This window comes from Rhodococcus sp. (in: high G+C Gram-positive bacteria) (genome assembly GCF_049299235.1).
Classification (GTDB): Bacteria; Actinomycetota; Actinomycetes; order Mycobacteriales; family Mycobacteriaceae; genus Rhodococcus.
Genome location: NZ_JBAQXC010000393.1, coordinates 1 through 10,102 on the forward strand (window position 1 = coordinate 1; position 10,102 = coordinate 10,102).

The following is a 10,102-nucleotide window of genomic DNA, read 5'->3' on the forward strand; positions in this document are numbered from 1 at the left end:
ATAGGCGATGATGGCAAGTGAGCTCCTGGTAGGGCAGGGACGTAAGCACTCACTGGCCTACCAGGAGTTCGCCGGTATCCGGCCCGTCACACGCCGATGCTCACCGAGTTTTCAGATGCACACTGAGACGCAAGTGCCCTTCCCCGCGGCCCGTCGCGGTCTCGAACGCGATCCATGCGCTGACGACGCCGTCGTCCTCGGTGGGGGTTTCCGAGGTACGGAATCCGCGCGGATCGGTATCGCCGAGTCGCTCGCGCAGCATGCCGGCGACACCGTCGCGGCCCTCGACCGTCTTGAGATTCCAGGTGAAAGCGACCAGGTCGCGCCAGTAGCTGTCGGTCGCGAACATGCCGGCGGCGGCGTCGACGTCGCGCGCGGCGAGAGCAGCTTCGAAATCGCGCAGCCACTCGTCGACCCGTTGTTGCGGATCGACGCTCCGGCCGGTGGGCTGCTCGAGGGTATCGGTCATGGCTGGACACCTTCCATTCGCTGTTGTGATCCAGCACACACCCGAATTTCGGCGGCCGCAATCGTTGCATCGGGTTGCACCGACGCGGCATGTGTGTGGCGCGGAACACAGCAACGCGCCTATGCTCCGTGGGACACCCCGCAACCAGAGAGGGCCCGTGAGCAGCTTCAGCGCGATCGCACCCGGCACCGATCTGTCACGTCACGCGCGCGACCTCGTCCGGATGCACGATGCGGTGCTCGGCGGCGGCCGACCCGAGATGCGACCACGCGCCGTGGTTGCACGATCGTGGTCGCGCGTGTCCGAAACCGGCCTCGACCCCTCCGGCAGCAGCCTCCGCGCCCCGCATCCGATCGACGAGATCGAACGCCGCCGCCGGCAGTCTCCGCTGTCCGCCGTGATCGGTGACCTCACCCAGATCGTCGCACCCGTCGCGGACGCCTCGCAGTTACTCCTGGTAGTGACGGATGCCGACGGGGTCATTCTCTGGCGCAACGGATCGGCGAAGGTCCGGGCACGTGCCGACGCACTCGGATTCCGCGAAGGCTCCGAATGGACCGAATCCGCCGCCGGAACCAATGCGATCGGTACCGCGCTCGCCGAATCTGCTCCCGTACAACTGTTTTCCGGCGAGCACTTCAAGCAGACCCAGCATCCGTGGTATTGCACGGCCGCCCCCATTCACGATCCGATCAACGGCGATGTGCTCGGCATCGTCGATGTCAGCGGGCCGGCGCTCACGCTGCACCCGGCGATCAGCGCCCTGGTCGACACCGCGGTACGCCTCGCCGAATCACAATTGTGGCGTCGACACGAACAACGCCTCGATCAACTACGCACGAGTGCCGCGCCACTGCTCGCCTCGGTGTCCGGCCCGCTGCTGCTCGTCGACGACCACGGATGGGTGGCGCACGCCTCCGGGGTCGCGACCACCGGCCGGGTCGCCGCCCCACGGGGCGACCGGGCGCTCACCGTTCCCGGTCTCGGCCTGTGCATGCCGGAACAACTCACCAACGGATGGTTGATCCGCCCTGCCGAGCCTGCCTCCAAAATAGCTATCACGCTTCGGCTTTCGCCGAATCCCACCGTGGCGGTAACCGGCACTTCCGCCTCGTGGCACAGCCCCGTGACGGCACGGCACGCCGAGATCCTGTTGCTGCTGCACCACCGCGGCCGCGACGGAATGACCGTCACCGAGCTCGGTCACGCACTGTTCGGCGACGCCGACCACGCGGTCGCGGTGCGCGCGGAAGTGTCCAGGCTGCGTCGCACGCTGGGCGCAGTGGTGGACAGCCGACCGTATCGGCTGGCGGAGTCCGTCGACCTCGTCGTCGAATCACCCGACGCCGAGCGCCTGTCCGATTGTGCATTCGTGCGCCGGTCGACCAGTCCCGGAGTGCGCGCGCTGACGTCGTGACGAATCACGTCAACTGGTGAGGCTGCCCCACTCGACGGCCTCGTCGATCGGCTGAGTGTTGTTCTGCGTCGCTTCGCGGCTGTCAGGGGACGAACCGCCACGCAGACCACAGAATTCGTTGATCTCGCCGACGACGACGCGATAACTCTCCAGGTCCCGGGACGAGATGCCATGGGGTTCGAGGAGGGCGAGGACGGTCTCGCCGCGCGTGGCGTCGTCCTGCGCGGCGAAGTCGTCGCACGTCGTACCGGTGGTCGCGCCACCGCAACCCGCCACGGTCGCGCCGAGAACGAACACCGCGGGGACGAACACCGCGGCCATCACACGACCCTTCACCGACAAACCTCACATCTTCTCGACAGGTAGAACGGAGAATGATCTTGCCCGACCAGCCCGTCACGGCGCTCGCCGGATCCCCCCGAGGTTGCCGTCAGCCGGGAGCCCGTGTGGTCAGAACAGTTCAGAGCAGTTCAGAACAGGGTAAGCGCCGGGGTCGCCGGAACGCGCTCGGACACCGTCGGGTGCGGCTCGCGACGTGCGGTATCGGCAGCCGAGAGTCCGTGTCGCTCCAGAAGCGGTACGACGCGGGCTTCGAGCCAGCGCGTGTACTGCGGAGATACGTATGCACCACGGCCGTACAGCTGCCGATACCGGCGGATCAGTGCCGGATGCTCGGCAGCAAGCCAGGACAGGAACCATTCACGGGTGGAACCACGCAGATGCATCGGTATCACGGTCGCGCCCGACGCGCCCGCGGCCGAAAGGGCGGCGAACAGTTCGTCGAGGTGGCCGGTCGAGTCGGTGAGATACGGAACGACCGGCGCCACCATCACATGACAGGGAAGCCCTGCGTCGGTGGACGCGCGGATCAGGTCGAGCCGCGCCTGTGGCGACGGAGTCCCCGGCTCGAGTTGCCGGTGCAGATCGTGGTCGCCGACGGCGAGGGACACCCCGAGCCCGACGTCGACCTCGCCGGCAGCAAGCGCGAGCAGCGGCAAGTCGCGCCGCAGCAACGTGCCCTTGGTGAGAATCGAGAACGGGGTACCCGACTCGGTGAGAGCACGAATCACACCGGGCATCAGGCGATATCGCCCCTCGGCGCGCTGGTACGGATCGGTATTGGTGCCGAGCGCGACCCGCTCGCGTTTCCAGGACCTGCGGGACAGTTCCCGCCGCAATACTGCCGCCACATTGGTCTTGACGACGAGCTGGGAGTCGAAGTCGTGGCCGGGATCGAAACCGAGGTACTCGTGCGTGGGCCGGGCGAAGCAGTAGCGGCACGCGTGACTACACCCGCGGAAGGTGTTGACGGTGAACCGGAACGGCAGCGCGGACGCCTCCGGCGTCTTGTTGAGCGCACTCGTGCACAACACCTCGTGGAAGGTGATCCCCTCGAACTCCGGCGTCTGCACGCTCCGGGCCAGCCTGGCCTTGCCGAAGCCCGGCAACGCGCCGTCGTCGGCATCCAGCGTCTGCGCCGCCCACCTCATGCACAAAAGTCGAACACCCGTGCGAGTATCTGTCAACAGCTGATCGAAATTTCGTTCGACGACCGCACACCTGCCAGAATTCCGGCCATGACTCGCCAGAACATCTCGTCCGGTTCCGAATGGGAACCGAAGATCGGCTACTCCCGCGCGGTGCGCATCGGCAACCAGGTCGCGGTCTCCGGCACGACCTCGCCGGGCGCGACCCTCGAAGAACAGACCCGCGGTGCACTGCGCACGATCGAAGCCGCACTGGGCGAAGCAGGCGCTGCGCTGACCGACGTGATCCGTACCCGCATGTACCTGACCGACATGACCCGATGGGAGGAAGCCGCCGCCGCCCACGGTGCGGTATTCGGCGAGATCCGTCCCGCCAGCACGATCGTCGAGGTCAGCAGCCTCGTGGACGCCGAACTCCTCATCGAGATCGAAGCCGACGCGATCGTCGAATAGCCTGCTGCCGTGTGCCTTTCGGAACCCTGGAGGGGCCCAAAAGGCACACGGGGCGCGCAGCGCCACGGCCTCGGCTAGAGTGCTGCACACGACGTCTTGATCTGGGGGGATCGTCATGGGTGAATCGGCAGGCATCGGCAGTTCGGTCAAGGTCGTACCCGACGGGGTGCGCGCATTCGGGAACACCGCGCTCGAAGCCGCGGATCGTGTCGCACAGGCGGGCGCCGTCGATCTACACGCGAACGTCACGGCGCTGAGTCCGGCTCTCGGCCTGATCGGCGGCGACTTCCTGGCCGCGTTCGTCGCCGCTCAGAGCGAGCACACCCGAGCCGTCGCGCAGTTGTCCCTCGCCTACGCGTCGAGCGGCCTCGCCGCACACGACACCGCATCCGGGTACGAAACGGTGGTCGCCGATCAGTCCGCAGCTCTGCAGAACGCCGCCGTGTATACCCCGGGGTCCGCGCGATGACCGGGCAGGAGACGCCCGCGGCAGCCCCGACCGTCCTCGACGCATTGCGCGGCTCACCGATCGGCCCGGTACTCGACATGCCGCTACCCGCGTCGCCCGTCGTTACGCTACCCCCACCCGACCCCGGACTGAACTCCATCGTCGAACTCCTGCAGTCGATTCCGGTACCGCAACTGCCGGGCATCGACCAATTTCTTGCACCGTTGACCGACCTCGGCGGCTTGTTCGGCACCGGAATCCTGGACGCCCTCGACCCCGCTGCGATCCTGCACCAATCGTCCCGGTTCCTCGATACCGCGGTGTCGATCGGGCGCGGCGCGGTCGACGCGCTGCCCGATTCGTGGGAGGGAGCACCCGCCGAGGCAGCGGTCGACCACGGCCGTCAGGCGCAGGCCAGCGCGGTCGAGTTGAGCGAACGCGGTGACCGAATCGGTGAACTGACCCGCGCCGCGACCGCAACGGTCGAACGCGGAAACATCGAACTGTCCGGGATCGCCCAGTCGTTCGTGGCCGTCGCCACCGCGGCCGCACCGGTTGCTCTGACACCGCCGGGTCAGGCTCTGCTGGTCTCGTCCGCCGTCGAGCACCTACAGGCCGCCCTCGCTGTGGTCGCCCGAAGCCGCGGCGAGCTGAGCGTGCACACCGTGGCAATGAATACCCTCACCGCGCCGATCCCGGTTCCGCCCCCGATCGCGCCGGGCGCCCTGCCCGACGCGGGGAAGGTCGCGGCAGTCGCGTCGGACGCGGTGAAGTCCCTCGCGTCCGACACGGCGTCCGCACTGGGACCGATGTTCGGCGGTACCGGCGACGAGTTCGCCCCGACGCGGGCATCGTCCGCGGTGCCGACGGTACCGTCGGCCGGCGGTGTCGGTCCGATGTCCTCCCCGGCCGGTGTCGGGGTTGCCGGCGTCGGTGGTTCCGGAATCGGCCCCGGAAGCGGCGCAATTCCGGCAGCGGCAGTCGGCGGCATCCTCCCCGGCCCGGCAGCACCCGGAGCTACCGGCGCGGCCACACCGGTAGCCGCTGCGGCCGGACGCGGCATGTACGGGGGGATTCCCGCGGCGGGTGCCGCCCGTGGAGACGACAAGCCCGACCATCGGAGCACGCCGGGGTTCCTGGTCTCGGCCGCGAACTCCACCGAAGTAGTCGGGGAACTACCGCAAGTCGTCCCGTCGGTGATCGGCGGTGCCGACGACGGCTGGTAGACGTCGGGCTGTCGGCCACGCACCCCGGAACTGCTCGCGCGACTGCCACGACACCTACCTCAGCGAACTGCAACGCCGGGTGGTCGGCAGCGGAGACAACAGCGGGGCCGGGCCGGCGCGTTCAGTCGACGAGCGAGGCCACCTCGTGATCGGTGAGGGTGGTCTGTGGCACCCGGCCCTCGCGGCGAGCCAGGTCGATCGCCCGGTACAACGGCCGCTCCCCCACCGGTGCCTCCCGCGCCTCGGCCCGCAACTGTTCCACGAGCACCGACGACAACGCCGCAGCCGGGGCCAGTTCCGAGGTGGCGAGCGCATCGGCGAGTGTGCGCAACCCCAGCACGTCGAGTTCTCGCCCGCCACCGTCGGTGTACAGGGCGAGCGGCACCGCCACGATGCGGTGCTCCCCGTCGTTGGCCCGCAGAATCACCTGGCTGACCCGCCCGACCCGCACGAGGAGTTCGACGCCGGCCAGGTGCCGCAGTTCCACGCTGTGTGCGCGCAGGAGCCCCGAGACGGTCAGTACTGTGCCGTCGAGACGGACGTGCCGACGTGTCACGACGAACGCTCCGACAGCAGGGGGAATCCCGACGACCAGACCGAGTGCGATCGCAATCGACGCCGGTGCGAACAACCATGTCAGGCCGCAGACCACGATGCCGAGGAGTATCGCCCCCGAGGCGATACGCCGGGCCCGTGGCAGCAGCAGATGCGGCGGCAGCAGGTCCAGCGCGACGGAGCCGGACGCCTGCCCGTCAGGCCCCGGCAACGACCTCACCCACACGTGCGACGACGTCGGTGAGCGGCACGGTGTACTGCTCACCGTCACGCAGGTCCTTGACGACGATCTCACCGGCCTCGAGTTCACGGTCACCGAGGACCAGCGCGACGACCGCGCCGGACTTGTCGGCGGCCTTCATCGCACCTTTGAGTCCGCGCCCACCGTAGGCGAGGTCGACGCGGATGCCCGCACCGCGCAGCGCGTGGGCGATCCGGACCAGTGTGCCCTTGGCGGCGTCGCCCATCGGCACCCCGTACACCTCGCACCGGGCCGGGGTCGCTGCGCTCGTGCCTTCGGCGGCGAGCGCGAGGATGGTGCGATCCACTCCGAGCCCGAACCCGATGCCCGACAACGGTTGTCCGCCGAGCTGTTCCATCAGGCCGTCGTAGCGGCCACCGCCGCCGATGCCGGACTGGGCGCCGAGTCCGTCGTGCACGAACTCGAAGGTGGTCTTCGTGTAGTAGTCGAGGCCACGGACCATGCGCGGGTTGACGACATAGGGCACACCGAGCGCATCGAGGTGGCCGAGCACCTCGTCGAAGTGGGCCTTGGCACTGTCGGACAGGTGGTCGAGCATCAGCGGCGCGTCGGCGGTGAGCTCCCGCACCTGCGGTCGCTTGTCGTCGAGTACACGCAGTGGATTGATTTCGGCGCGACGCCGGGTCTCGTCGTCGAGCGGAAGGCCGAACAGGAACTGCTGCAACAACTCTCGATACTGCGGACGGCACGTGTCGTCGCCGAGCGAGGTGATCTCGAGCCGGAACCCGTCCAGACCCAGACCACGGAACCCGGCGTCCGCAATCGCGATGACCTCGGCGTCGAGTGCCGGGTCGTCGATGCCGATCGCCTCCACACCGACCTGCTGCAACTGCCGGTATCGGCCGGCCTGGGGTCGCTCGTAGCGGAAGAACGGCCCCGAGTAGCTGAGTTTCACCGGCAACTGACCGCGGTCGAGTCCGTGCTCGATGACCGCGCGCATCACACCGGCGGTGCCCTCCGGTCGCAGCGTGACGGATCGGTCACCGCGATCGGCGAACGTGTACATCTCCTTGGTGACGACGTCGGTGGATTCTCCGACACCCCGCGCGAACAACCCGGTGTCCTCGAAGATCGGCAGCTCGATGTGCCCGTAGCCGGCCAGTCGCGCGGCGCGCGTCAAACCGTCGCGCACGGCCACGAACTCCGCGGACTGCGGCGGAACGTAGTCCGGGACACCCTTGGGGGCCGAGAACGTGGAAACCTTGCTCACCTGTCGCTGCTTTCTCTCGTCGGAACGCTGTGCGTGCTGGCCCGGGTCAGCGGGATCCGGCCAGGCCGGCCAGGAAGGGGTTCGACGTCCGTTCCCGGCCGATCGTGCTGGACCCACCGTGGCCCGGCAGAATATTCGTGCTGTCGTCGAGCACCAGCAGTTTCGCTGCGAGGGACTCGAGCAGTTGCTCGTGGTTACCACCCGGCAGATCGGTACGGCCGATGGATCCTTCGAACAGGGTGTCGCCCGTCAGCGCGACCGGAACCGCGATCCCGTCGGGGGTGGTGGCAACGGTGCGCAGCACCACCGATCCCTGAGTGTGGCCGGGCGTGTGGTCGACGACGAACCGGATCCCGGCGTACTCGATCTCGTCGCCGTCGGAGTACTCGATCACCTCGTGCGGTTCGGTGAAGGTGGTGCCTTCGAGGAACGGTGCCAAGCTCGAACCGAGTCCGACACCCGGATCGGTGAGCATGTGCCGGTCACCGGCGTGAATGTAGGTGGGGATGTCGTGGCGATCCGCCACCACCTGCGCCGACCAGATGTGATCGAGATGTCCGTGAGTGAGCAGCACCGCGCGCGGCTTCAGGTCGGATCCGATCAGGAACTCGCTCAGTGGTTCGGCGGCGTCCTGGCCTGGATCCACGACAACGCAGTCTTTCGAGTTGTCCTGCGCGAGGATATAGCAGTTGGTCTGGAACATCCCGGCGGGGAATCCGGTGACGAGCACGAGCATCGCTCCTACGGTGAGGGCAGGTCTGAGGGCTCCTACAGCGTAGGTGCAACGCCCGGTCCGTCCGCTCCCAGGTTCGGGTGGCAGACTCGATCCGGCCTGACTTCACAGCTCAGCCACGACCGATCGGTTACGGGAGGACTACAGCAGTGCCGAGCAACGCACAGCGGCGCCAAGCCGCGAAACGCAAACTCGAACGGCAGCTCGCGCGCCGTGCGGAGCGTGAGCGCAAGCGCCGCCAACGGAACATCGGCCTGGCGGCCGTCGGAGTGATCGTCGTGATCGGTGCGGGTGTCGCCCTGTGGGCGGTCAACCGCGGCGACGACGAGAGCGCCACGACCGCGTCCGGTGAGACCGAACAGAGCACCGAGTACGCGGCGCTGCCCGCGGGACGCGCCGAGCCGCTACCCGACTCCGTGAGCTGCGCGTATCCGGCCGACGGCCGGGAACCGTCGCGACCGGTGGAACCACCGCGCACCGAGGGCATCCTGACCGGTGGTGAGGCCAACACCGATGTCAGCGTCAGCGTCGAGACGACCCGGGGCAACATCGGGTTGGTGCTGCACAACTCTGATTCGCCGTGCACCGTCAACAGCTTCCTGTCCCTCGCCTCACAGAGTTATTTCGACAACACCGAATGCCACCGGTTGACGACGTCGCCGTCACTGCAGGTGTTGCAGTGCGGTGATCCCACGGGTACCGGCAGCGGTGGGCCCGGCTACACCTTCGCCAACGAGTTCCCGACCGATCAGTTCGCCGCCGACGACCCGGCAGCGCAGACGCCGATGACCTATCCGCGCGGCACACTCGCAATGGCGAATGCCGGACCAGGCACCAACGGCAGCCAGTTCTTCCTGGTGTACGGCGATTCGGTGCTGCCGCCGCAGTACACGGTGTTCGGCACCATCGACGACACCGGACTGGCCACCCTCGACACGATCGCCGCCGAGGGCGTGGAGGGTGGCGGCGCCGACGGCCCGCCCGCACTCGCAACATCCCTGACCAGCGTGAGGATGGACTGACCATGCCCGGTACCCCGATCCGACTTGCCGCCGTCGCCGCCGGCGCAGTCTTGCTGCTGACCGGCTGCTCCGATGACGGAAGCGACACCTCGACGTCCGCGACCACCACCCGGACCGCTACGGCCACACCGAGTGAGCCCGCGTCGACCGGCGCACTGCCCGCGCGGCCCGCCGCGGGCGCACCGGTCGACTGCAGCTACACACCCGATGGCGCTGCGGCGAAGGACGTGGCACCGCCACCGGAGAGCGGTGTGACCACCGAGGGAGCACCGGCCGTGACGATGACCACCAGCGCAGGCCCGATCGGTCTCGTCCTTGACCCGGCCGCCGCCCCGTGCACCGTCAACAGCTTCGTGTCGCTCGCCGAACAGGGGTACTTCGACGACACGCCGTGTCATCGGCTCGTGACGTCGCCGGGTCTGCAGGTGCTGCAGTGCGGCGACCCGTCCGGAACCGGAACCGGCGGGCCCGGCTACGGATTCGACACCGAATACCCCGAGACGGCGTACGCGCCGTCCGATCCGGCACTCGGACAGGCCGTGGTGTATCCGCGCGGCACCATCGCGATGGCGAACACCGGGCGGCCCGGCAGCAACGGAAGCCAGTTCTTCCTCGTCTACGAGGATTCGCAGCTTCCACCGGCGTACACGGTCTTCGGCACGATCGACGAGACCGGCCTCGCGACGATCGAACAGGTCGCGGCGGAGGGAGACGACGGCTCGATGGGCAGCGTGGGCGGCGGCGCTCCCAACCTGCCGGTCCAGATCGAATCGGTGACGGTCGCGTCCTGACCAGTCGTGGGCGGCACCTTCCTTCGGAG

General features: G+C 68.3%; 11 protein-coding genes and 1 pseudogene. 6 read left to right on the top strand and 6 right to left on the bottom strand.

Annotated features, from left to right (window positions below):
* Positions 1 to 124 precede the first annotated feature (124 nt).
* Positions 125 to 469, bottom strand: a pseudogene (locus WAX14_RS24120) (nuclear transport factor 2 family protein); the annotation flags it as partial.
* A gap of 157 nt (positions 470 to 626) precedes the next feature.
* Between WAX14_RS24120 and WAX14_RS24125 the strand changes: the two are divergent.
* Positions 627 to 1,886 carry a transcriptional regulator gene (locus WAX14_RS24125; RefSeq protein WP_422630569.1) on the top strand — a complete coding sequence of 420 codons (1,260 nt, stop codon included), beginning with the start codon at positions 627 to 629 and terminating at the stop codon, positions 1,884 to 1,886.
* Positions 1,887 to 1,895: 9 nt separating this feature from the next.
* Here WAX14_RS24125 and WAX14_RS24130 read toward each other — a convergent pair whose 3' ends face one another.
* Both WAX14_RS24130 and WAX14_RS24135 read right to left on the bottom strand, forming a co-directional pair.
* Complete coding sequence (locus WAX14_RS24130; RefSeq protein ID WP_422630570.1) at positions 1,896 to 2,222, bottom strand: hypothetical protein; 327 nt, start codon at positions 2,220 to 2,222, stop codon at positions 1,896 to 1,898.
* A gap of 134 nt (positions 2,223 to 2,356) precedes the next feature.
* Entirely contained in the window at positions 2,357 to 3,376 is a 1,020-nt protein-coding gene (locus WAX14_RS24135; RefSeq protein ID WP_422630571.1) for an Rv2578c family radical SAM protein, read from the bottom strand.
* A gap of 87 nt (positions 3,377 to 3,463) precedes the next feature.
* On the opposite strand from WAX14_RS24135, the gene WAX14_RS24140 reads away from it, so the two are divergent.
* The 3 genes from WAX14_RS24140 (at position 3,464) to WAX14_RS24150 (ending at position 5,500) form a co-directional block, all read left to right on the top strand.
* Positions 3,464 to 3,826, top strand: coding sequence for a Rid family hydrolase (locus WAX14_RS24140; RefSeq protein ID WP_422630572.1), 363 nt, complete (start codon positions 3,464 to 3,466; stop codon positions 3,824 to 3,826).
* 115 nt (positions 3,827 to 3,941) lie between these two features.
* Complete coding sequence (locus WAX14_RS24145; RefSeq protein ID WP_422630573.1) at positions 3,942 to 4,295, top strand: type VII secretion target; 354 nt, start codon at positions 3,942 to 3,944, stop codon at positions 4,293 to 4,295.
* The gene (locus WAX14_RS24150) at positions 4,292 to 5,500 is read left to right on the top strand and encodes a hypothetical protein (RefSeq protein ID WP_422630574.1); all 1,209 of its coding nucleotides are present in this window, start codon (positions 4,292 to 4,294) and stop codon (positions 5,498 to 5,500) included. The genes WAX14_RS24145 and WAX14_RS24150 overlap by 4 nt, the downstream gene beginning before the upstream one ends.
* Positions 5,501 to 5,621: 121 nt before the next feature.
* On the opposite strand, the gene WAX14_RS24155 is transcribed toward WAX14_RS24150, so the two are convergent.
* The 3 genes from WAX14_RS24155 to WAX14_RS24165 are packed head-to-tail and all read right to left on the bottom strand — an operon-like array spanning position 5,622 to position 8,257.
* On the bottom strand, positions 5,622 to 6,266 hold the full coding sequence (locus WAX14_RS24155; protein WP_422630575.1) for a hypothetical protein: 645 nt from the start codon (positions 6,264 to 6,266) through the stop codon (positions 5,622 to 5,624).
* Positions 6,253 to 7,527 (bottom strand): histidine--tRNA ligase, encoded by a 1,275-nt coding sequence (gene hisS / locus WAX14_RS24160; RefSeq protein WP_422630576.1) that lies wholly within the window; start codon positions 7,525 to 7,527, stop codon positions 6,253 to 6,255. The genes WAX14_RS24155 and hisS overlap by 14 nt, the downstream gene beginning before the upstream one ends.
* Before the next feature lie 46 nt (positions 7,528 to 7,573).
* Positions 7,574 to 8,257, bottom strand: a complete 684-nt coding sequence (locus WAX14_RS24165; protein WP_422630579.1) for an MBL fold metallo-hydrolase — start codon at positions 8,255 to 8,257, stop codon at positions 7,574 to 7,576.
* Between the two features lie 152 nt (positions 8,258 to 8,409).
* Here WAX14_RS24165 and WAX14_RS24170 point away from each other — a divergent pair, with 152 nt between their 5' ends.
* Both WAX14_RS24170 and WAX14_RS24175 read left to right on the top strand, forming a co-directional pair.
* Complete coding sequence (locus tag WAX14_RS24170; RefSeq protein ID WP_422630577.1) at positions 8,410 to 9,282, top strand: peptidylprolyl isomerase; 873 nt, start codon at positions 8,410 to 8,412, stop codon at positions 9,280 to 9,282.
* Positions 9,283 to 9,284: 2 nt separating this feature from the next.
* On the top strand, positions 9,285 to 10,073 hold the full coding sequence (locus tag WAX14_RS24175; RefSeq protein ID WP_422630578.1) for a peptidylprolyl isomerase: 789 nt from the start codon (positions 9,285 to 9,287) through the stop codon (positions 10,071 to 10,073).
* Positions 10,074 to 10,102: the final 29 nt, after the last annotated feature.

What these genes read in the sequence shown, in the direction of transcription:
- WAX14_RS24135 (WP_422630571.1), bottom strand. Translation starts at nt 3,376, where the DNA reads ATGAGGTGGGCGGCGCAGACGCTGGATGCCGACGACGGCGCGTTGCCG.
- WAX14_RS24175 (WP_422630578.1), top strand. Translation starts at nt 9,285, where the DNA reads ATGCCCGGTACCCCGATCCGACTTGCCGCCGTCGCCGCCGGCGCAGTC.
- WAX14_RS24145 (WP_422630573.1), top strand. Translation starts at nt 3,942, where the DNA reads ATGGGTGAATCGGCAGGCATCGGCAGTTCGGTCAAGGTCGTACCCGAC.
- WAX14_RS24150 (WP_422630574.1), top strand. Translation starts at nt 4,292, where the DNA reads ATGACCGGGCAGGAGACGCCCGCGGCAGCCCCGACCGTCCTCGACGCA.
- WAX14_RS24140 (WP_422630572.1), top strand. Translation starts at nt 3,464, where the DNA reads ATGACTCGCCAGAACATCTCGTCCGGTTCCGAATGGGAACCGAAGATC.